Origin of the sequence: Bacillus sp. AFS029637 (genome assembly GCF_002584985.1) — a bacterium.
Classification (GTDB): domain Bacteria; phylum Bacillota; class Bacilli; order Bacillales; family Bacillaceae_G; genus Bacillus_A.
Genome location: NZ_NUPZ01000047.1, coordinates 13322 through 38456, shown reverse-complemented (window position 1 = coordinate 38456; position 25135 = coordinate 13322). Strand labels below are relative to the sequence as shown.

General features: G+C 32.5%; 23 protein-coding genes and 2 pseudogenes. 4 read left to right on the top strand and 21 right to left on the bottom strand.

The window, feature by feature from the left end; all coding sequences use genetic code 11:
* Positions 1-257: 257 nt before the first annotated feature.
* The 4 genes from COE49_RS25295 to COE49_RS25280 all read right to left on the bottom strand — a co-directional run bounded on the left by COE49_RS25295 (position 258) and on the right by COE49_RS25280 (position 2819).
* Positions 258-686, bottom strand: a complete 429-nt coding sequence (locus COE49_RS25295) for an SMI1/KNR4 family protein (RefSeq protein ID WP_088233105.1) — start codon at positions 684-686, stop codon at positions 258-260.
* 70 nt (positions 687-756) lie between these two features.
* Positions 757-948, bottom strand: a complete 192-nt coding sequence (locus tag COE49_RS25290) for a hypothetical protein (RefSeq protein WP_088233104.1) — start codon at positions 946-948, stop codon at positions 757-759.
* A gap of 391 nt (positions 949-1339) precedes the next feature.
* The gene (locus COE49_RS25285; RefSeq protein WP_088233103.1) at positions 1340-1657 is read right to left on the bottom strand and encodes a VOC family protein; all 318 of its coding nucleotides are present in this window, start codon (positions 1655-1657) and stop codon (positions 1340-1342) included.
* Positions 1608-2819 (bottom strand): MFS transporter, encoded by a 1212-nt coding sequence (locus COE49_RS25280; RefSeq protein ID WP_088233102.1) that lies wholly within the window; start codon positions 2817-2819, stop codon positions 1608-1610. The genes COE49_RS25285 and COE49_RS25280 overlap by 50 nt, the downstream gene beginning before the upstream one ends.
* A 231-nt stretch (positions 2820-3050) precedes the next feature.
* Here COE49_RS25280 and COE49_RS25275 point away from each other — a divergent pair, with 231 nt between their 5' ends.
* Complete coding sequence (locus tag COE49_RS25275; RefSeq protein ID WP_088233101.1) at positions 3051-3902, top strand: LysR family transcriptional regulator; 852 nt, start codon at positions 3051-3053, stop codon at positions 3900-3902.
* Between the two features lie 458 nt (positions 3903-4360).
* On the opposite strand, the gene COE49_RS25270 is transcribed toward COE49_RS25275, so the two are convergent.
* Positions 4361-6217 carry an alpha/beta fold hydrolase gene (locus COE49_RS25270; RefSeq protein ID WP_088233100.1) on the bottom strand — a complete coding sequence of 619 codons (1857 nt, stop codon included), beginning with the start codon at positions 6215-6217 and terminating at the stop codon, positions 4361-4363.
* Between the two features lie 58 nt (positions 6218-6275).
* Positions 6276-6842 (bottom strand): TetR/AcrR family transcriptional regulator, encoded by a 567-nt coding sequence (locus tag COE49_RS25265; protein WP_140417522.1) that lies wholly within the window; start codon positions 6840-6842, stop codon positions 6276-6278.
* Between the two features lie 427 nt (positions 6843-7269).
* Here COE49_RS25265 and COE49_RS25260 point away from each other — a divergent pair, with 427 nt between their 5' ends.
* Both COE49_RS25260 and COE49_RS25255 read left to right on the top strand, forming a co-directional pair.
* Complete coding sequence (locus tag COE49_RS25260; protein ID WP_088233098.1) at positions 7270-8700, top strand: IS4 family transposase; 1431 nt, start codon at positions 7270-7272, stop codon at positions 8698-8700.
* Positions 8701-8843: 143 nt separating this feature from the next.
* Positions 8844-9686, top strand: coding sequence for a DNA alkylation repair protein (locus COE49_RS25255; protein ID WP_088233097.1), 843 nt, complete (start codon positions 8844-8846; stop codon positions 9684-9686).
* Positions 9687-10055: 369 nt separating this feature from the next.
* Here the strand turns inward: COE49_RS25255 and COE49_RS25250 are convergent, their stop codons facing one another.
* The 14 genes and pseudogenes from COE49_RS25250 to COE49_RS25180 form a co-directional block, all read right to left on the bottom strand.
* Positions 10056-11486, bottom strand: a complete 1431-nt coding sequence (locus COE49_RS25250) for an IS4 family transposase (RefSeq protein ID WP_098858642.1) — start codon at positions 11484-11486, stop codon at positions 10056-10058.
* 94 nt (positions 11487-11580) lie between these two features.
* Complete coding sequence (locus COE49_RS25245; protein WP_098858644.1) at positions 11581-11994, bottom strand: YjdF family protein; 414 nt, start codon at positions 11992-11994, stop codon at positions 11581-11583.
* 717 nt (positions 11995-12711) lie between these two features.
* On the bottom strand, positions 12712-14088 hold the full coding sequence (locus COE49_RS25240) for an erythromycin esterase family protein (protein WP_098841127.1): 1377 nt from the start codon (positions 14086-14088) through the stop codon (positions 12712-12714).
* Positions 14089-14497: 409 nt separating this feature from the next.
* On the bottom strand, positions 14498-15004 hold the full coding sequence (locus COE49_RS25235) for a hypothetical protein (RefSeq protein ID WP_088233096.1): 507 nt from the start codon (positions 15002-15004) through the stop codon (positions 14498-14500).
* A gap of 393 nt (positions 15005-15397) precedes the next feature.
* Positions 15398-16693: pseudogene (ltrA, locus tag COE49_RS25230) on the bottom strand (group II intron reverse transcriptase/maturase); the annotation flags it as partial.
* 327 nt (positions 16694-17020) lie between these two features.
* Positions 17021-17353, bottom strand: a complete 333-nt coding sequence (locus COE49_RS25225; protein WP_140417523.1) for a hypothetical protein — start codon at positions 17351-17353, stop codon at positions 17021-17023.
* An 865-nt stretch (positions 17354-18218) separates the two neighbouring features.
* Positions 18219-18410, bottom strand: coding sequence for a hypothetical protein (locus COE49_RS25220; protein ID WP_088233094.1), 192 nt, complete (start codon positions 18408-18410; stop codon positions 18219-18221).
* Positions 18411-18636: 226 nt separating this feature from the next.
* The gene (locus COE49_RS25215; RefSeq protein WP_088233093.1) at positions 18637-19077 is read right to left on the bottom strand and encodes a hypothetical protein; all 441 of its coding nucleotides are present in this window, start codon (positions 19075-19077) and stop codon (positions 18637-18639) included.
* 555 nt (positions 19078-19632) lie between these two features.
* Positions 19633-19821, bottom strand: a complete 189-nt coding sequence (hfq, locus tag COE49_RS25205) for an RNA chaperone Hfq (RefSeq protein WP_088233091.1) — start codon at positions 19819-19821, stop codon at positions 19633-19635.
* 31 nt (positions 19822-19852) lie between these two features.
* Positions 19853-20185 carry a transposase gene (locus COE49_RS25200; protein ID WP_088233090.1) on the bottom strand — a complete coding sequence of 111 codons (333 nt, stop codon included), beginning with the start codon at positions 20183-20185 and terminating at the stop codon, positions 19853-19855.
* A gap of 352 nt (positions 20186-20537) precedes the next feature.
* Positions 20538-20738 (bottom strand): helix-turn-helix transcriptional regulator, encoded by a 201-nt coding sequence (locus COE49_RS25195; protein WP_001128818.1) that lies wholly within the window; start codon positions 20736-20738, stop codon positions 20538-20540.
* On the bottom strand, positions 20728-21087 hold the full coding sequence (locus tag COE49_RS25190) for a DUF3796 domain-containing protein (protein WP_000791545.1): 360 nt from the start codon (positions 21085-21087) through the stop codon (positions 20728-20730). The genes COE49_RS25195 and COE49_RS25190 overlap by 11 nt, the downstream gene beginning before the upstream one ends.
* 810 nt (positions 21088-21897) lie before the next feature.
* Positions 21898-22191: a hypothetical protein gene (locus COE49_RS25185; protein ID WP_002192061.1), complete on the bottom strand. Its 294-nt coding sequence runs from the start codon at positions 22189-22191 to the stop codon at positions 21898-21900.
* A 5-nt stretch (positions 22192-22196) separates the two neighbouring features.
* Positions 22197-22397: a helix-turn-helix transcriptional regulator gene (locus COE49_RS25180; protein WP_002094847.1), complete on the bottom strand. Its 201-nt coding sequence runs from the start codon at positions 22395-22397 to the stop codon at positions 22197-22199.
* 646 nt (positions 22398-23043) lie between these two features.
* Between COE49_RS25180 and COE49_RS25170 the strand changes: the two are divergent.
* A pseudogene (locus COE49_RS25170) lies at positions 23044-23352 on the top strand (site-specific integrase); the annotation flags it as partial.
* Between the two features lie 102 nt (positions 23353-23454).
* Here the strand turns inward: COE49_RS25170 and COE49_RS25165 are convergent.
* Complete coding sequence (locus COE49_RS25165; RefSeq protein ID WP_205752893.1) at positions 23455-24996, bottom strand: SNIPE associated domain-containing protein; 1542 nt, start codon at positions 24994-24996, stop codon at positions 23455-23457.
* Positions 24997-25135: the final 139 nt, after the last annotated feature.

The following is a 25135-nucleotide window of genomic DNA, read 5'->3' as shown; positions in this document are numbered from 1 at the left end:
TTAGCTTGATAGCGATGGGGTAGCACCACATGCCCATCAACTTAAGAAAACAAATCCACCCCAAAACGAAAAAAATTAGCTAAGTTCTCATAAGTAAATGTAGAAATATAGGGTACCGCCAGCATTTTGGAAAAAATCACGCTAAGCAAAAAATAAAATAAGCCATCCATTTGGACAGCTCCTTTACATAATTCTCGAAAGCGGAAGTAATTCTACTTGTATCTTTCGAAAGGAGTTGTGTTGTGGTTTGTTATATATTATTCCCACCACTCATTTTCAATTGCATTTTCAATTCCTTCTAATAAGTGTTCGTAAAAGTTGTCTGCTTCTGGATAGATACCTTTTTCATGGGCACTCCAGTTTACAACAGGACATTCATTGTTCATCATTTTTCCCGTATCTAAACAATAGGAATACTCATCGCAATGCTCAATAATAATATATCCTTTTGGAATGTTAAAGGACTTAAATCTGTCATGATAATACAAAATATCGTTGCAGCCGTTCACATATACACCATTACCTCCGCCGCCATATTCCTTTAGAAACCATCGATAACTGTCTGGAATCTTTACGTTCAGTCTCTCTTCAACTTCTTGAATGGCTTCTTCTTTCTCTTTATAGAAATATTTCCTTAAATCCTTGAATTCAAGCAATTCTCTAATTTTACTGCGATACAACTCCATTTATGTTCCCTTCCTTTTTTTCATCTCAACAGCAAACCCCTCCCCATTTGGAAAGAGGCACGATCCGTTCTCAATATCTTTTCTTTTTAAGTAAGTAAAGCCCTGTTAGACTAACTCCTGCTGCAATGACAATCATAATAATAGAAATGCTTAGAGAAACAGCATGATTCGGAATCAAATTAGCAATATTTGCCCAGAGTATTGCAAGACTCCCTAACCAAGCTAATCCGATGAGATAAGTCCAACCTGTTCTTTTTGTCATGATTCATTCTCCTCTTTTTTTCTCATTGTACCATTTGAAAGAACCTATTTGTTTAGATTTTTCGATGTATAATGAGGCTTTTTATTTGTGTAAAATCATAAAGAAAAGACACCCTCACAAGTGCCCGTCTCCGACTTGATAACCACTTTAATTTTAATAAGGGATCCCACCACATAGCCATTAACCTAAGATTTTGATGCCCACCACAACGATAAAAATAAACTTGGTTGCCATAAAAAACATAATGTTTTCATTCTGAAAGCATTATAGAAGCTTAATCTAATGATTATATAGCAGGTACTGATTATTAAAGAAAAAATCATCCTCTTTATTGTAGGATGATTTTTCGGAAATAAATTATATCCTTTATGTCAATTAGTTAATGGAGTAACTAAATTTCTTGAATCATTTCCACTCTGTTTCCGAATGGATCTCTAAACTCAAAACGTTCAAAGCCAGGTATAGGTACCCCTTCAATTATCTGAATGTCATTTTGTTCTAACACATTTCTCCAGTACGATATATCCTCTACTTGATAAGCTATATGGACTTTTGTTTTTAATCGGTCAAAACCATCCTCTGTACCTATATGTACTTCTCTATCTCTGACTTTTAACCAAAATCCTTCACGCCCCTTTAGTGATTCGGGCTTTTCTTTCTCAGGTAGACTGAGAATTTCGCAATAAAATTTTTTTTGCTCTATATAAATTAATCGCTCCTAAAGCTACAGCGATTCCAACAATCTGTAATGCTAGCTGATAACTATCCAATATATTTACTAATAAACCGAATAAAGTAGGTGCGATGACAATAAATAGTTGATTTAATGTCAAGGCTGAACTCACTGTTAAGCCTATATAACCGGGATCAGATTGCTCTGTGACACAAGCAATAAAAATAGAATACCAACCAATAGCTACAACCCCTAATAAAAAACAGAATAGTAGCATAAATATTTTGTTTTCTATATGAATGATTAGTGGCAAAATTACTGTAAATATTACTGTAACAACCATCACAATAAGCAATAATCTTTCTCTATAATTCTCGAAGAATTGATCACTCATCCATGCAATGACTACCCGTCCAACCATCCCACCTATTAATACGAGGCTTAAATATTTCCCTGCCTCTGTTAGCGAATAGCTACCTTCTTGATGCAAATAACTCATAAAATGTGCAATGATAATCATCTGTAATGAAATCATCACAACACCTACAATGTACATCGGATACAATTCTTTATTATTTTTAATAGTATTCATTTTCTGCTTAAACGATACCGTTGTCGATTCTGTAGCACAGGTTCTTTCTGGCTCACTATAAAATAATAAAAAAAGTAGCCCTCCTATAATTGCTACTCCCCCTTGTACAACATGCGTGACCGACAAATTGAAATGATAATATGTAAAGGATAAAATAACAGACGCTAAAGCCCCCCCTAGTGGTATACCTGTCTGTCTTATTCCAAGAGCTAGACCTCTATGTTTGTTGGGGAACCATTTTACGATAGCAGTACTACCACCAGTTTGAGCACTGCCATACCATATCCCAACCCATAATAGTAAAAGAAGCAATACCATATAATTGTTAACAAAAACCAGCGTTAATGCTGAGACCCCTAATAAAATTGTACCCCATCCAATAATTTGTTTTTCCCCTTTTTTATCCATTAAGTAACCAAACACTAGCATCGAACACATCGGACCAATATTTACAGCTGAAACAATAAAGCCTGTTTGCAGTGGTGTTAAGTTCCATTCAATTTGATAGAATGTAGCGATAGGTCCCATGCCATATGTCACAAAGGTTGCTGCAGTTTGTGATAGCGTAGCCACCAATACGATTAACCATTTATAATATGTGTTCATTTATGTCCCTCCATTAGCTTGCTATTACACATACGTATTCCTTCCAGTTTATTTCGGCTAGGGATCTTTTTTATAGAGAGAGTAGTCACATAATCTATTATTAGGTTGTAGCATCATCTCGACTCCTTACTTATTAAGCTAACTAGAGTTTACTCTGCCTACTGAGAAGCGTAAAATGAAGGAAAATGATAGGAACCATAAATTTTTTTTATAGGGTGTGTAACAAACAATATGAATATCGAAGAAATTGCAATAAAAATTGAAATATTAAATCGACAAAATTTAAGTAAGTCCGCAGAAATTACAAGCTATACTCAATCCGCCCTTACTGCTAAAGTAAAAAAAATGGAGTCTGAAATTGGCAAACCCGTTTTTAAACGTACACCCCAAGGATTGAAAATTACTAGCGTAGGTACCCAGTATCTAAAGTACCTTCAACTTATTACTCAAGAGTACCTAGAATTTTTGCAATCCATCGATGCTTATCAGATTAACTCTATAGTGAATTTTGGCACATCACATACAACCTTAAAAATCTACGGTGCCCCCATCGCCAACTCGTTGAACGCGAGAGACACTCAATTGGATGTAGACTTCGCAGTAGATTCTAGTAATGCTATAAATCAAAAAGTACACAATTCCGAATTGGATTGTGCACTCATTAGTGAACCTACTAAAAAATATCCCGATTTAGTATACGATATTGTTGCGACTGAAACATTTGAGATTATTTCAAGTAATGACCATATAATCAATTTCGATCAGAAAACACCTATAACATTGCTTGTATTGAGTAAAGGTTGTATGTATACAAGAGCTGTAGTTGATTGGCTTATGAATAATCAAATACAATATAAATTAAAGGAAATAAAATCAATTAGTAGTATTCAAGATTTTCTACAAATCAGTAATACTATTGCTGTTTTGAATACTAAACTTATTGACTTATATAACTATACAAACATTCACTATTACAATTTAATCTTTAATAATGTCATTAATACCGTTTTCATATATAAGAAGAACGAAAGTAAGCAGAACAATATTTTACAATTAAAAAATGTACTCGAGACGATTTGTTAATCTTACTATAAATAATAGCATTTTTATTGTTGTGAAAAATTTAATGAGAATATCGCAAAAAAATCCAGTTTGAACAAAGAGTGTTCAAACTGGATAGGATGCAATTGGAAGTCATCGCTTAGTTATCCTTGCTGATTTCCATTGATCATATATTTGATTAAATTCTTCCATAAGATTGGTTAATCAATCTGTTAAAAAATACCAGATAGTTGTGTATAGGATAGGTAAACAAATAACATTGTACATAAAGGGGTACCGCCACATCACCATCAAGCTAAGAAAATACAACTACCCCCAGAACGAAAAATTGTGCTTACTTGTAATAAAAATCTCATTTTTTCGTTTTGGGGTGTTATAAAATCTTTAAGTTGATGGGCATAGGGTGGGACCCCAAACAGTACGATTTTATTTCAAAGACACAACTATCTTACTACACACTTTTTATTTATCCCACACTCTCATCTGCTAGTATTACTATTTTTTATTACTAATGTTGCCGTTTCACTCGGATGGCTAAGAGGAAAATGATGGCCATATGGAACAAAATCAACCTTACCAAGATGCGATGGAGCAGAATAGCCTCTGTCATAATCCCCCCAAATAATGTGAAGATTATACTTTGTTACTTCATTGAAATTACCTTGATCGTTTTTCAGTAGTAAACTGTTAAGCTGAACCGTAGTATTTAAAATTCTAGGAGAAGTAAAACTGTTACTTATTTTTTCAATATAATGTTCAGGGATGCTCTCCGTACTTTCAAACAAACCATTACTTAATAAATAACACCCTATCAAATTAGTAGTTGCCAATTTTAATGTCCCTTTGTTCATAAATTGAGGAGCATTTAGCGATTTAGCATTTTTTTTAGCAACAGGTGGCTGAAGTAAAGTGATTGAATACTTCTTATCTATGTACTCTTGTACCAATGCTTCCAGAAGAATAAACGCACCGAATGAATGGCCAATTAGATGTGCACCATTAGTAGCTTTCTCCAATAACTTTTTCACTACATTCAAATAGATATCTAGAAGATTTTTCTCTCGTTTAAAAGGAGAACGTCCCAAACCTGGAAGATCCAAGATCCATACAGGTTGACCAGTTTTTTCATGAAGCTCTTGTGCTAAAGGAAATAAATCCTCTCCATCACTCAATAAACCATGTAATAAAATAAACGGTTTACCCTCTCCTTGTAATTGGTAAAGGGTAGTGTTATCGCATAATGTTCGTTTAAATAAATGATTATGCTGGCCATTTTGATACATCATTCGATAATCCAGATCAGCTACTACGGCAGGGAAAAATTTCATTACACTCGTCTTCTTAAACCAATCTCCTCCCATAATTTTTTTCGCTGAAACATTTGAAAATTTTCGTTTTGTAATAAAATTCAGTCCATCAGAAGGAATTTTTGTTATTTTACTTACTCCACTATTCATAATTGCCTTCATAAGTGGCATTGGGACAGAGATTTTTGGTGCCCTCATATTCATACTTTCCGACATAATACTTAATAATTCAGCAATGTTCTGATCGTGCTGTTTGTCTTCAACAAGTGTATATGTTTGAATAGTCGGTTGCTCCAATCTGAAAACCTGCACAATAAACTTCGCAAGCTCATCGTTTGAAATAAGTGGTAACCTATATCCCTTACCTCCAGGAATCACTGGCATGAGCCCTCTTCGCATACTCATCACAAGCAAACCTAATCCTGCTATCTGCTCTGTACTCCCTGTTTTACTACTACCGACTACAGTTGGCGGATTAATTACAGAAAGCGGATAACCTACTGCTGATGCCTGGTGACGGATATAAAGATCTGCTAAAAATTTTGTTCTCTCATATGGATTTTTTATTTTCAAATAATTGTTTCCTTCTTTAAACACATCAATTGTAATCTTGCTATTTTTATCATCAAAGGGACTCATATAACCTACAACATGAATAAATTGTTGCAAGCCCTTCAATTGATGAATACTTTTAGCTAATTCACTAATATGTTTGGCGCCATTTAAAAATACGGAAGCTGCCTCTTTACTTGTCACTTGAATATCCATGGGGCCTCCTGCGTGAATAATCACATCCGTTTTCAATATCCTCTCCTTATCTTCAGCACTTAGACCTAAATCTATTTTCGTCAAATCACCTTCAATAAAGTGCATAACTGCCTTTTTTAAGATGCCTCTTTCTTGAAAAATGCGTGTTGCTTTACTTTTCGACCTCACTAAAAGAAGAATTTTAACATCCTCTTTGGCTAATTCTTTCACTAATTGCTTTCCAATAAAGCCTGTTCCACCAATTAAAAATACTGTTCTCATATAAAACCTCCTTTTTAGTACTATGTAGTACTAATTTGATGTAAAAAAAAAGCTTCTTTTATCGAAGCAAGTTAAAAAAATGATCTGCTGTTTTCGTGATTACAGTTGCATCCTTCAATGTTTCTGAAATAAATAACGCTCCTTCAAGATTTGTAATAAAAAGTGATGCAACCTCATCAATATTAATCGTATTTCTGAATTCCCCATTCTCTACCCCTTGTTTAAGTAATAGAGAAACTTTCTTTTGTAATTCTGTAAAAAAGAGACCTATTTTTTCTTTTATTTGCGTGGCCTGTGTAGGACTTTGAATATAAAGAGTAATAAATGGACAGCCCCCCTTATACTCTCTCGACTGAACTCCTTGTGATAATTGCTTTAAAAACAGTTGGATACGATCTTCAACTAAAAATTGGTTCTGAGAAAGTACGTCATCAATTGCAGATTGATACATTTCAATCCAATAATCAACGACCCCTTCTAATAATTCTTCCTTATTAGAAAAGTGATAATACACATTAGACTTTGAAACTTTGCTTACACGTACTAATTCATCCATACTTGTATAAGCAAACCCTTTTTCTAAAAATAATGTTGCAGCTACTTCAATCACACGTTTTTGATTCATTAATTTTACCTTTGTCATAACTAGAACTATATAGTACTAATTTAAATATTGCAAGTATTTATGTTAATTTAGAAAAAAGTTTGATTAAAAAAGTTCCACTAACATTGATTTTACTGCAAAAAAATCTTATTTTGAATAAAGTTGAACTGAACCCCGAAATTGTTAATTCACTATCGTCTAATAGGGGTCACCATACATGCCCATCAACTTAATAAAAAGAAATGCCCCCAAAACGAAAAAATGAGCGGCTTCTCAGAATAACTATCTGTAGAGAAAGAAAATTTTAATTTAGGGGGATATGAAAATATTAGCTTGATGGTGATGTGGTGCTACCCCATCGCTATCAAGCTAATAAAAAGAAATGTCCACTAAAATGAAAAAATACGCTATTCTTTCTGTAGAATCATAGGAAAGGATGGCGTTTTTTATGTCTGTTTCTGTGTCTGACGAATTACAACTATTTGCTCAAGAGATTCAAATTTTTTTATCTCCAAATACCTTACGGGATCTTGCTAGAGATGTTGGTTTTGTACAACGAACTAGTAAGTATCAAGCAAAAGATTTAGTAGCTTTATGTGTATGGGTCAGCCAAAATGTAGCTATGACTTCTTTAACTCAGTTATCTAGCTGTTTAGAAGTATCAACAGAAGTACTCATCAGTCCTGAAGGACTAAATCAAAGTTTTAACGCCGCAGCCGTCCAGTTTCTACAACAAGTGTTAGCCAAATTTCTCAACCAAAAGTTATCTTCAGCTAAGCTGATTTCTTCTCCATATACTTCTATTTTCAAGCGTATTCGTATCTTAGATTCAACTGTATTCCAACTTCCAGATCCTTTTTCATTCGCTTATCCAGGTGCAGGTGGATGCAGCCATACAGCGGGAATAAAGATTCAGCTCGAGTATGATCTATTAAGTGGACAGTTCCTTCATATTCATACAGGTCCAGGTAAACAACATGATCGAACCTACGGTTCCCTGTGTGTCCCAACTGTAACAGAAAATGATTTATGTATCCGAGATTTAGGTTATTTTCATTTGAAAGATCTTCAATATATACAAGATAAAAAGGCTTATTATATCTCACGTATCAAATCGAATACACGTATGTATCAAAAAAATCCTAACCCTAATTATTTTCAAGATGGCAGAATCAAGAAAAGTACAGAGTATATCCAGATAGATATGGAGATTGTAATGAACTCTCTTCAACCAGGACAAACATGTGAAATATCCAACGCTTATGTAGGAATGACTGATATAGTACCAACTCGCGTGATTGTTCATCGACTAACAAAAGAACAACAAAAAAAACGATTACAAGATCAAACTGTAAGAGAAAAAAAGAAAGGAATGAAGTATTCTCCTCGTAGTAAACGACTCACTGGTATCAATGTATATATGACAAACACGCCTACAGATATTGTCCCAATGGGACAAGTGCATGAGTGGTATTCTTTACGTTGGCAAATCGAAATTTTATTTAAAACATGGAAATCATTCTTTCATATTCATCATTGTAAAAAGATAAAACGAGAACAATCGGAATGCCATTTGTATGGGCAACTGATTGCCATTCTACTTTGTTCTTCTACGATGTTTCAAATGCGACAATTACTTCTTATGAAAAAGAAACAAGAGCTGAGTGAATATAAGGCCATATATATGATTAAAGATTATTTTCTTCTTCTTTTTCAAAGTATACAAAAAGACACCCAAGAGCTATCAAAGATTCTACTTCGCCTGTTCAACCTCCTACAGCAAAACGGACGAAAATCCCATAAGTATGAGAAGAAAACAGTCTTTGATATATTAGGTGTCGTTTACGATTGTACCATGTCTGATAATCAAGTGGCTTAAATCAAAAGCTTGTATTATCAATGCAATTTTTTATTTCTCTTATTCAACTAAGGGAACAAAGTAGTATCAGAATGGGGAGGAAGGGAAGCTACTCCTATTTATTGAATGTCTATTTGAAGACAGTATTGTGAGGAGGGAATTAAATGGTAGTGAAAGAAACAGACGTTATCTTAAACAGAAAAGGAGCCAAGAAAACAAGCGAAATCCCTAGTGAGGTATTACAATTACTAAATCAAGGGAAATTAGAAAGTGTTAATCTAACAGAATGGCTAGCTATAAACCATATTGAATTACTTAAAAATGTTTTGCCTTCAATAGGACTCAAAGATAGTTTAGAATTAGTGGTAGCTGAATTGGAAAAACAGAACGTTGAAACTGGAATGAAAGTCATACGAATGACAGGAACTTTATTAGATAAAGTTATATTCAAAGAGAATGAAAGGAAAAAGGCAGACTTCTTATTAAAATTCTCTAATCACATCTCAGATAGTGTACGATGTTGGGCAGCGTTTATGAATAAAAAACCAAATAACACATTAAAAGATAAATTGAAGTACATTCGCCCTTTTGCAGCGGATCGTCATTTTGGTGTTCGAGAAATTGCTTGGATGTCTATTAGAGAAGACCTTTCACAAAATATAGAAAAAAGTGTGGAATTGTTAGTAGACTGGGCAAAAAGTGAAGATGAGAATATTCGCAGGTTTTCTGTAGAATCTATTCGTCCTCGGGGTGTATGGAGTAAGCATATTGAAATATTAAAACAAGAACCTGATAAAGCACTTCCTATTCTTAATTTACTTAAGTCAGATCCATCAAAATATGTTCAAGATTCGGTTGGAAACTGGCTAAATGATGCAAGTAAAACCAAACCAGATTGGGTGATCAACCTGTGTGAAGAATGGACAAAGGATACTGACATAAAATCGACTAGTAGAATTATTAAAAAAGCTAAAAGAACAATATTGAAAAACAAGGAACACAAATAATCAATCTTTTTTATAAAAGAATAATTTGAATAAAAATGAGAAGAGTATGTTTTGATCAATCTTTGTTCAAAATATGCTCTTCTCATTTTCTTTTATATCAGTGTTATTAACGTTAATTGGATTAAACTTTATTCCAAAACAACACGGTCGTTTATGGAACCTTCTTAACGTACGGAAAAACCAAGGTTTTTAAATAAAAGATTTCTTAGCGTACGAAATTCGCGTTATGTTGGCGGGACCCCATGCCCATCAAGCTAAGCTTATATGAGTTTAATTTCATATGAGATTTTTTCTTTTTTCTAAAGATCCAGTGTAAGTTCTTTAAAAATTTGCATACGAAATAAACCCTATCGGGTTTCATTTTTTTGATTACGCTACATGATTTTGAGATATAGAAAAGTTGTATACGACACCTAAGATATCAAAGACTGTTTTCTTCTCATACCTATGAGATTTTCGTCCGTTTTTCTGTAAGAGATTGAACAGGCGGAAAAATATCTTTGTTAATTCTTGAGTGTCTTTTTCTAGAGAGTGATATATTAGCGGAAAATAATCTTTTATGATATAAATCGCTTTATATTCGCTTAATTCTCGTTTCTTCTTGATGAGGAGTAATTGGCGCATTTGAAACATGGTGGAGGAACAAAGAAGGATACTAATTAATTGTCCATATAAATGACATTCTAGCCGTTCTAATTTTATAGAATTACAATGATGAATACGAAAAAATGATTTCCATGTTTTAAATATCAATTCAATTTGCCATCGTAAGGAGTAAAAATCGTATACTTGTTCCCTTGGTAGGTATTCCGAAGGGATATTCGTAATGTAAAAGTTGATTGCACTAAGTCGCTTACTGCGTTCTTTATAGGTGATTTGCTTCTTGTGTTCTTTAAAGGCTAAGTCCTTTTGTCTACGTTTCATTTGCGTTTCAGTTAATTTATACAGAATAAGTCTTGCAGGAAGTTTTTGATACATTCCAATATAAATCTCAGGAATCTCATATGTTTCACCAGACTGTAATTGGTCAATGAATTGCTCCATATCTAGTTGGACGTACTCAGATTGCTTTTTTATTGTTCCATTTTGAAAGTATTCAGGCTCTCTATTCTTCTGATATATACGAGTATTGAGCTTTAATCGTGAAATAAAATAAGCACCACACTCGTCTATCGTATGCAGATCTTTCAAATCAAAATATCCTAAATCACGTATACATACATCGTGCGGTTGAAGAGACGTTAAGCAAGTAGAACCATAAGTTTTATCATTGTGTTTTCCAGACCCTACATGAACATGTAAAAACTGACCACTAAGTAAATCATATTCTAGTTGAATTTTTACACCAGCACTATGACCACTACCTCCTGAACCTTGATATGTAGAAGTAAATTTATCTGGAATCTGAAAATGTGTAGAATCCAATACACGAATACTGCGAAAATGGTTTGTATATAAAGTTGAAATCTTACTAGATGTACAGAGTTGTTGGTGGAGTAAATAGGTTAATATTTGTTGTAAAAACTGTACAGCCTGAGAATTAAATCGTTGATTGAGTCCTTCTGGACTCATAGAAATACCTGTATTCGTTTCTAAGCGACTACATAATTGTGTCAATGAAGTATGAGCTATATTTTGGCTTAACCAAACACATAGAGCCACTAAATCTTGAGCACGGTATTTACTTTTTCGCTGAACAAATCCTATCTCTCTAGCTAACTGTTCTAAAACATGTGGTGACATATATCGTTGTAATTCTTTAGAAAACAATTCTAGTTCATCTAAAATCGATAAATTCATACAAAAGCGCCATCCTTTCTGTATATTTCTACAAAAAGAATAGCGTTTTTTTCGCTTTATGAATACAATTTCTTTTTCGTTTGATGATGACCTTTTATCTTCCTCGATGTTTTGCTTTTCGTTTTTGAATTTTCAGTTGTCTCTTTTTTTCTTTTAATTCTTCTTTTTTTTGACGTGTAATACATTTCTTCGTTTTCTTTTTTTGTTCTAATTCTATTCTCAATGCTTCATACGATCTGTTAGAAACTCCTTGATTTTTCATCTCTTTAGCTGCTAATTTTATCAACCTTTTAGGATTGATGGTCTTCTTTTTTTTGTTATCAATAGAGTTTTTAACACCTGATGTACTATTTAATAACGGAATCAAATCATGAAAAATAAAATCCAATACTTCACTATCTTTAGGTTCTGATCTAAAAGTATATTTACATACCTTCAATTTATTATTTTCCATCATTTCAACTATTCCAATCCAAAATTGTCCATCAAAATAAATTGTAAGTTTCATTGAAAATCCCCCTTTTTTACTACACGAGTAATGGACATCCCAGGGGGGAAGGTTACTGACAATAATTATTAAATTATTGCGTTCGGACTACCAACCGAACTGTGTTTTTTTACTCTATACTTATTATATTTCAAAATTCAGATTTGTAAACATTTAGATAATATCAACTAGGTTAAATTATTTTCTTTTAACATCTACAAAAGTATATTCGAATAATCATTCATTAAATTTCTTATTAATCCCCCAAAATTATTTATCACGAGGGAGAGGTACGGGACCTTTTAGTTAAGAAATTACTTATTCTCGAAAAAAAAAAACGAATTAAATCTCCAGAAAATAATTGTAAAGATATAAAATTTTATAGCAACGAATTTCATTTTTATCGTTTTGGGGGTAGTTGCTTTTCTTAGCTTGATGGCTATGTGGCGGGACCCCATCGCTATCAAGCTAAGAAATGCAAATACCCCATGCCCATCAACTTAAGAATTCAGAATTACCCCAAAATGAAAAAATGCGCTTTTTTGTTACAAGTTAGCACAAAATTTCATTCTAGGAGTAGTTGTATTTTCTTAGCTTGATGGTGGTGTGACGCTCCCCTATAATGAATATATTGTTTGATTGTTAGTATTTTCTATAGGGAATGAATTCAATCGAATGTTGTTTACGTACAATCATGACAAGAAAAAGAGCATCCTTAACATGTAAGGACGCTTTCTTTTATTTAAGAACAGAAGGCGAAGTCTTTTCTAACCATAAAATTCCATCATATTGTTCGATAGGAATCATGATTTCTTCTCGCTTTTTGTCCCCCCAGTAACTTGCTGCAGTTGGGGTAAACATCCATGACGTTTCTGGTCGATTACTTTCTCCTTTTAAGTTTACAAAAACATTTGGACTTCCAACGGTGCTTATTATTTTTTCTACACTTTGTTCTTCATGTTCGGTATGTACAGGAACAATTTCGTCAATTTCAGAGTTCCAGCTGCTCCCACTATACGCAAACAGTCCAATTGTATACATTTGATTTTTAATACGCTGCGGAAGATAATCCATCATATTAGGGCCTACCAAATTGTATTGCTGCCACTTCGTATAGTCTAATATCATTTTCGAATTTTGTTTCCGAATATGATAATTATGTCCCCATACAATAATTTTTTTGTTTTTATATTGCATTTCAGTGAGCCATGCTAGGTTTTGAGCCATTTTTTGATCTCGGATATAATCAGCGTAGTCTCTAACATTAGTAGAGAAGATGCCACCTTTAACTTTCATTTGAGCATCTAAATGCGTTTTAATCGCATCAATCCGTATATTAATTGATTTCTCCAGAAAGTTCATATCATACGTAGGATGAGGTGCAACTTGAGTCAATTCAGCTTTATGATTTTGAATAAATGTTCTAACCTTTTCAAACTTGTTAATTACGGGCTGTATTTCAATTTTAAATTGATCATAGGGATATGTTATATTTTTATTGTAATACCTATCCAGTTCAATCAACTCTGTTACAGCTGCATCAAATTCAGATGCCACTTCAGGACTTAGTTTTTGCAACCATTCTTTTGCGTACGGGTGGAAGGATGAGCGATAAAACAAATTGATATCAAAACCAGCTAATGTGAGTGGTTTTCCTTTTTCTTTTTGTTCTTTCATATAGGTAAACAATTGTTCAACTTCCTCTGTTTGCCATACACCTTCTAAGGATTGTTTCATAGCTTCAGTAGCGGTTAAGTTATCAAAATTTTGTTGAACCGTACTTGCTTCTGCAAATCCTGATTCAAATGCAATTACATCATATCCCATTTCTTCATGTAAGTACTTAATCATACGTATTTTGGATTGATTCATTTCCTTAGCACCATGCGTACTTTCGCCAAGTACAACAATACGATTGTCCTGTACGGCCTCTTTTAGAAAAGATAAATCTTCTGTTGTTTGGGAAGTGGGTTCATTTAATCTTTTTGCATGTCCATTTAGCCATTCCTCCCATTTGGGTTGATCGACTGGCTTTTCTGCTGCAAATGCTACAGATGTGAAGGTAGTACAGGCAAGAAGCGTACTCATTAGCCCGATTTTCCATTTTTTACGCACAACAACGCCTCCAAGAATCATATTTTTAGAGATTGAATAGAATCTATGTTAAAAACTTACTAATATACCATTATTTATAATAATATATATACTAATTCTAAACAATATTAATATCCTAAAAATTAAAAATAACTTTCATACACATTGAAGAAACCTTCTATATAGGGGGCGTACCCCATCAAAATCAAGCTAAGAAAAGTAATATCCCCATATCCATCAACTTAAGAAAAATAAATGCCCCACGAGTTAGTACAAAAATTCGTTATGGGGGTACTATAAAATCTTAGCTTGATAGCGATGTGGCGGGTCCTCTAAATCAGCATTTCCAAAACAAAGAAACGTGCAGAATTAAAAAGAACAGACTTTTCTTTTTTGAAAAGTCTGTTCAAAAATAAATAAATTCAAGTACTTACCATCCAAGCCAAACAGTGCCTTGGTGCCATGAACCATCTGTATTTACTAGAGTTACAACATAGTTTCCTGCTTTCATAGGACCAAAGTAATTATAAACATAATTACCACCACTCATTGCCCCTCCTGTTACATTATGGGTTACGGTGTTTCCTGATGATAAACTTTTTACTACAACTTTAAAATTAAAATTTTTATTATTTTGAATAGCTACTCCAATAGTTCCGTTGTCTGCTACAGATACAGTTTTTTTCACTTGAATTGATGTAGAAAAATTATAACTACCGGAATATCCCCAATCAAATGCTGCAGCTGCTTTTTCTCCAATAAGATTGTTTTTATCAGAAAGATTTGGTACAAATGGTCTTTCGACTTCATTTGTATTTTCAACTATACTTTCAATTCTATCTGAAATAGGTTTTACTGTATCAGCTGACGCTGCACCAATCCCCCCAGTTAATGCAATACCTGTTGCTAATGCTCCGACTACTAATTTCTTGAACATAAAAAATCCCTCTTTAATAGTTTTGTAACTCATACCTCAAATGCATCATTTTTTACAAAAAATAAAATATTTAGAATTTATAGAAATATTAGTTTAATTATTAGAAATATTCAGTCTTAAATTTATCAAAGTTTGCACTCATAAATTACTGTAAAATAATAAAATTTCCGTTTTTGGGATACTTGAAATTACTAGCTTGATAGCAATGGGGTACCACCAGCATTTTGCAAAATAACCTACGCTATGTGGAAAAATACAATAAGCTGCCCATATGGACAGCTCATTTAGTCGGGTAAGCGAGGGGCATCACTGCCCCTAACTCCCCTAAGAACCGTACGTGACAGTTTCCCGTCATACGGCTCAAGCCTTCTTTTTGTCCGATTTCAGTTTTCTTTAATACAGGCATGGTAGGTGAACTAATTTTAAGTTCAGATTAGACGATATGAGGTTTTGATGAACAGGCATATCTTTTACGACTACCTTTTCACCATTTTGTAGTGGAATTTTGCAGATAGCGCAGCGGTAACCTTGTTTCTTAGCCAGTTTCATTCTATCCATTGTGTTCTCCGTATCAAATACCTTACGGTCTCGTTTCTCCCAGTATTCCTTTAACGATGGGTCATCGGGAATATTCTTGAATTTAACCATGTTGTGTCTCTCAATTTTAATCCATGACATGTGTAAGAGTTGGATATTTGTTTTCGGACAGGTTGGTGTCCAAGCGTTTCCACCATGGTGCGGATGTTTATAATATCGTGCTTGTATCCATTTCCATGATTTCTTAGGATGTAGCTGTCGAAAGTGTTTACGGATTCTCCAATAGATATAGCTATCCATTGCACCGAAAATCTTCTTAGAAACAACGTGTTTCCAATATTGCCCGTAACCTCTGATAATTGGATTGAGCACTCGAATTACTTCTCCAATAAGCTGACTTCTCATCATTCGCAGAGTATCTGCAATTTTCCTTTTAGCCTTCTGTATACTGCTCTTACTTGGTTTAATGAATAGCTTCTTTCCTTGTTCTGTTTGGTATTGTCGAATCGAGAATCCTAGAAATTCAAACCCTTCCTCAATATGTGTGATCTTCGTCTTCTCAGGGCTTAATTCTAAACCTCTGTTATCTAAATAGGGAAGAAGTCTCGTATATACAGAGAGTGCTTGTTCCTTTGTCTCAGTCAGTACAACAAAGTCATCTGCATAACGGATAAGAGTAAATTTGCAAGCAGGATTCATAATATAGCTATCATTAGCTTTATAGTTTTTCTTATAAGTAATCTCCAAGGTTTCTTCCATTCCATGAAGAGCGATATTAGCGAGAAGTGGCGAGATAATTCCTCCTTGCGGAGTACCTTCTTGTGTTTCAGTAAAGAGGTTTTGTTCTATATATCCCATTTGAAGCCATTGCTTCACTAGCTTTTTTCCTGGGAAGTCGGAAGTCTGTTTGAGTATCCAATTATGATTCAGATTATCAAAGCAGCTTTTAAAATCTCCTTCAAATATCCATTTCTTCTTTGTACCCCCGTTAATCCTGTTGAAAATACTTCGTATGGCATCATGTGTACTTCGTTTAGGACGAAAACCATAGGAAATAGCCTCAAATCTTGCTTCCCACTGCGGCTCTAAGGCATTTTTCACCATGTTTTGGTATACTCTGTCCTTTATAGTTGGGATGCTTACTCCGGATAAGTTGTGGGATGCAGCGCGGCAGCATTATGAGACTACCTTTCCTCTTATCAAGACCTGGGCAAAGCTGTACATTATCCCAAGCTAACGATTACGAAGCTTGCGAACCTTCACTTACGTTCACCATACTTATCTTCTCCTAGCAGTATTCTGAGCCATGTACAGACCCTCTGTTTCCTCATTTCCTCATGCAACCCACGGGCTCGTTACCAATCCCGCAGTTTCGGATGGAGATAGCCTTTGCATCTAGTCTAGTAGCGAAAGCTACACTGTGAGTATGCGACTTCTTGTCGCACCATAATTATCGTTATTGGAAGTCGTTTTAAAATTCTACATGTTTACTTTTTTCTTGTTCTTACGAATAAACCACAACACCACAGTTAAAAATAATAAAAAAATCAGTAAAAAGAGCGGTATTTTTTGAATAAAGAAAAATCCTTTCCAAAAATCTAACCTAGTACTATCAGGAGAATCTGTTGCCATCCCACCTATAAAAAAAGACAATGGAATAGCAAGTATATTTATCCCTAAACCGATCATTATGAATGATAGATTTTTATTCCAAATTTTTGGTAATGCAGCCATAATAAATAAAGATAATGCGGTACCAATTATAAGAAACAGTAATCCAAAATAAAATACAAAATAAAATACAATATCCATAATAAATCCCATAATATCCCTCCAAGACTTTAATTGTACCATCAATAAGGGGAATTTTGGTTGAATATGATATTCATAGAAAGTTAACATAACGCAATATTATCGGTGGCAAAGAAAAAGGGGAATCCTTACTCTCCCCCTTTTTTATTTTCTATAACGCTATTCATCTTTTTATACATTCCTATCCTGGCATGGGTTTTAGGGTTCTTGTTTGTTACCCGATTAGCCGAAAAACTGTATAAAATCTTGCATTCTCTTAGCGTAGTTTTTTTCCGAAATATTAGCGGTATCTCTAATAACATTTACTATCCGTCAATCCGAAGAACAAAAAGAACTTGTAGGAATCACTACAAGTTCTTTTTCAGATAATGCATCAAAGGTGAATCAAACTATCTCATTACTCGTAACGGGGAAACCATCTTACATATGGCTTGATTTCATTATATAACAAATATTAACATCTATAGATTTTAATTTTGAAAATTATGTGAATTAAGAAAACTGAATGATTTATCATTTTCTCTTCCTAAAAAATCCATTTAGTTATTTCGTATAAATAACTTTAAATTAATATCTACATCATAATTAATTAATATATCTAGGCAGATAGATAAAAATGGTGCATTATTCTTATAGAAAGACATATATTTATATTTAGGATTAATTAACTATAAGAAAATGAATTTCATGTTATTAAGAACTATAATTCTTGGATATAAGTAAAGAACTGACGTACAAAAGAAGACCCCTTAGTGTTGCTTTGAAATAAAGTTTGATTAAAAAGCATGGGTTGATTTTTTTGAGCTATTTATTTTTGTTATTAAGTTTGACAAGCAAATAGTGAAGATTAGCTTCCTGTTCAGTATTATTTACATTTACTACATAAAATTTCGTTTGCTATCTTAGCTAATACTTTATCTAATTGTCCAACAGGCATATTTTTATCTTCGGATAATACTAAAGAAACTGCAAATTGTTCACCACGTTCAATTGTTTTACCACATTGTGAACATACTAAATTTACATCTTTAAAATGATTTATTAATATATCTAACATATTATTTATTCCTCCCGCTCAATTTTTAATATAAAAATATATAAATATCATTATTTTATTATACAAAATTAAAAAGAAAAGATGGAGTAAAATTCCAATTCACACCATCTTTAAAAACAACTTTTTTCAAAACGTCGTGACTTTATTTCAAACCAACAGTTCCTTATCATACAAAGAACCGGGTAAAAGATATCCTAAATTATGTCTAACTGTACACAATTTCTTTTTAATCATGTACTTGCATAGAAAGATAATAAATTCCCTTATTGGTTACGAAGACATATTCTTCATAACTACAAGCATAATAGGCTCCAATATCTAATTTTACCCAATAAACTGCTCCAATCCCTTGTTCAAATATATTCAATAACTTTTCTATTATAAACTCCTTCGGTGTTAATCCTTTCAAATCATATCCACTGGGTATTGTTCCGAACCAATACTCTTCACTGTCAGGGAATTCACAAGAAAGGAAACCCTGCTGCCATTCATTCAAATGTATAAGTTCTATTGTGTCGTCACTAGTAGCTTTTATATCCTTTTTTATAAGCTCACATATATCTTCTTTTGTATTTTCTGATAAAAGATATAGTCTATAATCATTACCTACGCCATCATATTCATTAACCTTAGCAAAATCACTTAATATTCTATTAATATTTTCCATGTCTAAGCTCCTTCCTCAATAATTAGGAAATAGTTCCAACATTATTATAGCAAGGTGCTAAACGCTTCCCTATGGATAGGTTTTATATTTAGCGGTATGCCTTATTTACAATGTTTTGAATGTATACTTTTCTTGTTGATTTTGAGGGTATTAGGCGGATTGGGTTAAAGTCAATGTTTTCGATAGTTCAAATGTAAATAAATGGGTAAAAGTTTACATTGGAGTTTTGAATCATTTATAGCTAATTTTGTAATAAATTTCTCAATATAGATATACTTGTTAATTATGGTTTTAATATTCAAAATTAACAAAAATTGAAGTGTATTAAAAATATGATGGTTATCCCTTATGTTTACCCCTTGTGCTAAAGATAAGATTGTGTTCCCGATCTTATCTTTTTTCTTTGTAGATTTTTGATACAAAAAAAGGAATCCTTATAATAAGGATTCTGCAACAGGAAATAACAAAATATAAACAATAAAAAGAATTACTTATATTATAGTTTACATAGTAATAATATAATATTGAGAAATATTTACATAAGCCCAATATGTATTACATAGCAAGTGTAGAGATTGCTTGTTTGTAGATTAGTTGTTGTTTACCATGAACCATCATTAGGACAGTAAATTTATCTGTTGCAAGGATCTGCCCACGTACTGGAACGCCATTCTTTAAAAATACAGTAACTTCCCCTTTTTTCGCTTTCAATTGTTCATACAAATCTTCTTGTAAATTAAACATGAAATACGCCCCCCTGGTTTGTTTGTATTTACTATTCTTCTAATACCTGCTGTTTTTCAATGTTAGATACTTGTGATTCCCATTCACTTTCTATTTTTCTAAACCATTTTCCAATTTTGCTTAGATAATATCTTTTCACTTCACCATAAGGAATCCAAATTTCACGTTCCTGTATTTGATTCATCACTTCATGAAGAATCTCATCATGTTCATACTTTCTAGGTTTTCTATAATGTGTTTTTACAAACTGCGTATATTCTCTACGTAACCGATTAGAAATATTTTCTCTTTGTTTTTGCTTGAGATGTGACCATTTTTTATTTGTTTGAAGGATTTTTCCGTTTACTTTTATGTGGTTTTTCATCGACACTCATCTCCTTTTACTAGCAAAACGAATATATAACTATCGTATCACATTTAAATTGAAATACTGCTCTAGGTACATATTTCGCAAGAAATCTATCCAAGACGGGGTACCGCTAGCATTTTTAAATAAAACCACACTAAGTAAAAAATACAATAAGCTGTTGGTTTGGAATAAAGTTTAATCACAAACACTCCACAAACCCATATTATATGGTAAATAAGAAGACTCCATTTTGAAAAAAGATTAATCAAAATGGAGTCTTTTGTTAAAAATCTGAATTTAGTTTTTATAAAAAAGATTGATCAAAACTCATAGACATATCTATTACAACAATTTACTTATACCTAACCTATTCTTCAAACCAAAACAGAACTTCAATAGGTGCTTTCAAAACCTTCGCAATATCATAAGTAAGTTTGAATGAAGGATTATATTTTCCATTTTCGAGATTGCCAATTGTTTCCCTTCTGACACCAACCTCATTGGCTAAATCTTCTTGAGACATACTTAGCTTTACCCTATATTCTTTCATTCGAGTCTTAAGTGGCATCTTGCATCCCTTTCTTTTCTCTACGCTCAAATATTTCTAAATTAATTATGAATGTACCTAAAGGTATGAAAAACGAAAATATAACAAAGAACCGAATTACATGTAAATTTTCAAAAATAAAAACACTTAAGAGTAGTATACTACCTAATACTAGTGCTATGAAAAAGGCTCTTGTAGCTGCGAGGCGAACATGTAGCATAAAAAGCTCATCTGGTACTACTTTTGCATATGCGAAGAAGAAAAAGAAACCGAAAAAATAAGATGCCCATGAAATATTACCTAAAAATGAGAACGGACCTAAAAAACCCAAAAAACCGAGAAATCCTAAATAAGCTAATTTATTTTTCATATAACCCTCCTGTGTGATATATTTCGCTCTTTATGCTATAAATATATCACATCGACTTGGAAATAAAAAGGATTGAAAACGGTGCGACTTTTTTATAAGCAGTTGATCTTTTTTCAAAACGGTTAAACTTTATTTCAAACCTACATTGGAATAAAGTTTAATCAGAAACATTACGCAAACACATATTATATGGTAAATAAGAAGCATCCATTTTGAAATAAGTTTGTTCAAAATGGATGCTTTCCTTGTGAATTAGTATACAATTTTTATAAAAAAGTTTGATCATTTTGTTCTCTGTAAATTTAAGTACCTTTCTTCCCATTATATTTAATAGAGCTAAACATAATAACTATTAATCATTATATAAATATTTATGATAATATATAAACTAAGATTATCAATGCAATGGAGGTTCACAATATGAAAAATATACAGGAATTCCTAAAAAATTCATTTATTAAATATCCATTAGCCATAATTTCAGCTATAGCTATAATAAAAACAGGCTATGATTTAGGCTCTTTTATAATAAAGTTAAAATACATTTAAATCATAAAAAAAAGAAATTAATCTTTNNAAAGATTAATTTCTTTTTTTATCGCAACTTTCTTTGAAACATCGTGACTTTATTCAAAATATCGCGTCTTTTTTATAAACATCATAACTTTATTTAAAAGCAACAACTTACTTAAATAAACGCAGTTGTTAGTTTAACTATATTCCTTCATGATATAGTATATAAATTTCACTTTTTAAAAGAAACATTTTGTTCAATCGTCTAACAGAACAAGATAAAAAGCCTAACTCATATTAGTAGTTTTTCCTGTTTCTGTTGATAAATATAAAAATACTGCCTAGCACACTTAATGAAAGCACAAAATATAACAATAAATCAGGTAGAAATTCTGAAGGAACAATATCTATCGATTGAAAAATAATAATAGCAATGATACCTAAATATAGGATGTTGTACAACAAATTATTTGTTTTATATTGAATTTCTCTCCCTCTTTCGTCTTTTGCTTCATCACTTGATTGAAATTTTATTACATACATCTGACTGATGAATATTAAAACTAAAAATAAAGATTTTAACCACAACATATGTCTCACTCCTCCTGATAATCGAACACGTCAGTTATTGACTTTTCAAATATATTTGCAATTTTAAAAGCAAGAATTAGAGAAGGATTATATTTATTTTTTTCAAGAGTAGCGATAGTTTGACGACTAACACCTACTCTTTTTGCCAGTTCTTCTTGAGTCCAACCTTTTTCTGCTCGACAAACTACAATTTTATTATGTAACAATAGCAACACCTCTTGAAAAGATTGTAATTTATTTCTTACAATTCGTAAAGTATTTTTGACAAAATGTTTTTTGTAATTAATAATACGCACAAAAAATATCCCTTTATACAAAGGGATAAAGCGGTGCAACTTTTTTATAAACGGTATAACTTTCTTTAAAACGGTACATCTTTTTTATAAACAGTATGACTTTATTTCAAAGGTACATGTTAATCGTTTATCGAGCTTAGTTAATTGCATCTATCCTCAATCCTTATCATTATTCAAAATAAAAAAGCATCCACTATGTGAACACTTCATGTTATTATGGTTAAGCTATATTAATTCATATTGATATGTAGGTGAAACAAATGGAAAATAAAGAACCTCAACAAGAATACAATCTAAGTAAAATATACACATATAAAGAGTTCCCTGATACAATTTAAATAGACTAAACTAATAAGAGGATAGTATGTTCAATATAAGAGCATGCTATCCTCTTTCTTGTATATATTAGAATTATTAACATGATATTGAAAATATAGTTTAATATGTTTAAAATATCAAGCAAGAATCTATGTTCTTTTTATGGAGGGTGTAGTGTACATTGAAAGGTGTACTGAAGTCTTTAAATTGTAAATTTCGTGATTGAGGAGGAATTGTTATAAGAGTACAAGAGGTTCTTATAGAGGGTAATAAGAAAAGATATATATTGTTGAATCAAGATGGATTTCCAGTGGTACCAGTTATGAAGTATATCAAATATTTAGATAAGACTGGGAAAAGCCCAAACACTCAAAAAACATATTGTTATTCTTTGAAGCACTTTTTTACATACCTGGATGAAACAAAAAAAGATTATAGCTGTACAAGGTTCGAAGATTTAGTTCAATTTGTTGGTTGGTTAAGAAGTCCTTATGAAAGTTCGAAAGCTATTCCCTTTAAGAAGGAAAAGGCACTTCAATGTAAAAAGTGTAATAAATAAAAGAGTACCAGTTTGTTAAACATATATTTAAGCAATCGGTACTCTTTTTGTATTTGTATTTGTTTTAATTAAATTCAAAGGGAAAAAATATTAAACAGCTTGCAAAGGCTTATTTTCAAGTTGGATAGATTTTCTGAAGTCTTCAGCTTCAGCTAACTTTGTAAATTCAACCGTCTTGTTGTGGTTTTTCTTCACAACATTTTCTATTTCAGCCAACTCAACCCGGAAGAATTCTTTTCTTGCATTTACCTTGTTCACTCGTTTATCGGCAAATGCTTGATGAAGGGCATTTTCCAAAGCAGGAGCATCTTCACTAAAGATCATTCCATGTACATCAAACGTAAATGGAACCGATGCATCACCCAATTCTTTCACACGATCCATAGGTTCTAAACGACGAGTCATACCGATTTTAAATACGTTTTCACCAAATGAACCTATATTTGAAATGATATACACGTAACCGGCACGAGTGTTTTGTACTCTGTACAATACATCTTCTTTATTTTTCCGCGTTTGCTCCAGCTGTGCTTCCAATTCTTTAAGCTTCTCAATTAATTTAGCCTGTTGGTTTTCAGTTGTTTCAGTCATTTGCATTTTTAACTTTTCAATTGCTTGCTCGAAGTGCTTTTCTTCTTTTTCCACTTTCTCTTTTGCTTTTTCTAACTCTTTTAATGCTTTCGCTTCTTCTCTCATGCGTTCTTTTATCTCAAGCTGCTCTTCTTTTTCTTCTTGTTTCATTTGTTCAAATGAATACTTTAAGTACAACTCTTCGATCTTTAATTTTAAATACCCTGGTGTAATTGATACCTGTTGCATATCAGTGAGTTTGTTCAATTCATCATAAATCTTTTTAATCCTTTTCTCACTTGCTTCCAGGTTAGAGTATTTTACTTTTGTAATGATATTGTCGCATTCATTATTGAATGCTCTCAAGGTAAGTTTAATTGTATCAAGTATGAATTCCTTACCTTTCTTTCTATCATCTCCAATTGTCCAGTCCAAGCGATGAAATGTAGCTTCTTTATCCTTAACCATTTTCTTTTGTTTTTGTCGAATCTCATTCAATTTGATTTGGAATGCCTCTGACGTTTCAAAACCATATTTCGGATTTGTAAATCCAAATGATTGCATAAGTATGTCCTCTTTTAGAAGGATAACTTCTCTTTGCAAACTATCAATCTCTTGAATAATTGCTTGTTTATTGGATGTGAATCCTTCAATCTCCTCGATCAATTTTTGTTTAGATTCGGTTAGATTTACAAGTGATTGAACATCCTCAATTCTTTTTGCAAGGGCATCCTTTTCTTTATTCATATTATCAATTTGAGAGGAAATGCTATTTTTCACTTCCGTTAGGTCTGTAATAGGCTTGAAAGTTTCGAGTTCCGCTAGAACTTCTTGTTTAGCTAATGTTAGCTTTTGCAACTCTTCACTAAGACTGGCAATTTGCTCTTTAACATTTACAACTTTATCAAATCCATTTTCTTCCCAAACTTGTTGTACCTTCTTCATTTCCTTATTTCGGTTAATGATAAGGATGATTGCGATGATAGGGGGGATGATGAGGATCCATAAAGCAAATAAAATTCCAGTTACCCATGGTGAATACAGAAATTTTTCTTTATACATAGTTTTTTTTCTCCTTTATTTACTTTTCTATCTTTATATTATAAACTCCCTAACATATTATAAAAAGAAGCTATTTTTATTAGGTTCTTTTCGCAAAGATTGTTGCCAATGGATTATGTTAATCAGTGTTATCAGTAGC

Bases quoted from the DNA above. Each gene is read 5' to 3' on its own strand.
- COE49_RS25295 (WP_088233105.1), bottom strand. From the start codon at position 686: ATGGAGTTGTATCGCAGTAAAATTAGAGAATTGCTTGAATTCAAGGAT.
- COE49_RS25290 (WP_088233104.1), bottom strand. From the start codon at position 948: ATGACAAAAAGAACAGGTTGGACTTATCTCATCGGATTAGCTTGGTTA.
- COE49_RS25280 (WP_088233102.1), bottom strand. From the start codon at position 2,819: ATGAACACATATTATAAATGGTTAATCGTATTGGTGGCTACGCTATCA.
- COE49_RS25275 (WP_088233101.1), top strand. From the start codon at position 3,051: ATGAATATCGAAGAAATTGCAATAAAAATTGAAATATTAAATCGACAA.
- COE49_RS25270 (WP_088233100.1), bottom strand. From the start codon at position 6,217: ATGAGAACAGTATTTTTAATTGGTGGAACAGGCTTTATTGGAAAGCAA.
- COE49_RS25265 (WP_140417522.1), bottom strand. From the start codon at position 6,842: ATGAATCAAAAACGTGTGATTGAAGTAGCTGCAACATTATTTTTAGAA.
- COE49_RS25260 (WP_088233098.1), top strand. From the start codon at position 7,270: ATGTCTGTTTCTGTGTCTGACGAATTACAACTATTTGCTCAAGAGATT.
- COE49_RS25255 (WP_088233097.1), top strand. From the start codon at position 8,844: ATGGTAGTGAAAGAAACAGACGTTATCTTAAACAGAAAAGGAGCCAAG.
- COE49_RS25250 (WP_098858642.1), bottom strand. From the start codon at position 11,486: ATGAATTTATCGATTTTAGATGAACTAGAATTGTTTTCTAAAGAATTA.
- COE49_RS25245 (WP_098858644.1), bottom strand. From the start codon at position 11,994: ATGAAACTTACAATTTATTTTGATGGACAATTTTGGATTGGAATAGTT.
- COE49_RS25235 (WP_088233096.1), bottom strand. From the start codon at position 15,004: ATGTTCAAGAAATTAGTAGTCGGAGCATTAGCAACAGGTATTGCATTA.
- COE49_RS25225 (WP_140417523.1), bottom strand. From the start codon at position 17,353: ATGGATATTGTATTTTATTTTGTATTTTATTTTGGATTACTGTTTCTT.
- COE49_RS25220 (WP_088233094.1), bottom strand. From the start codon at position 18,410: ATGTTAGATATATTAATAAATCATTTTAAAGATGTAAATTTAGTATGT.
- COE49_RS25215 (WP_088233093.1), bottom strand. From the start codon at position 19,077: ATGGAAAATATTAATAGAATATTAAGTGATTTTGCTAAGGTTAATGAA.
- hfq (WP_088233091.1), bottom strand. From the start codon at position 19,821: ATGTTTAATTTACAAGAAGATTTGTATGAACAATTGAAAGCGAAAAAA.
- COE49_RS25200 (WP_088233090.1), bottom strand. From the start codon at position 20,185: ATGAAAAACCACATAAAAGTAAACGGAAAAATCCTTCAAACAAATAAA.
- COE49_RS25195 (WP_001128818.1), bottom strand. From the start codon at position 20,738: ATGCCACTTAAGACTCGAATGAAAGAATATAGGGTAAAGCTAAGTATG.
- COE49_RS25190 (WP_000791545.1), bottom strand. From the start codon at position 21,087: ATGAAAAATAAATTAGCTTATTTAGGATTTCTCGGTTTTTTGGGTTTT.
- COE49_RS25185 (WP_002192061.1), bottom strand. From the start codon at position 22,191: ATGTTGTGGTTAAAATCTTTATTTTTAGTTTTAATATTCATCAGTCAG.
- COE49_RS25165 (WP_205752893.1), bottom strand. From the start codon at position 24,996: ATGTATAAAGAAAAATTTCTGTATTCACCATGGGTAACTGGAATTTTA.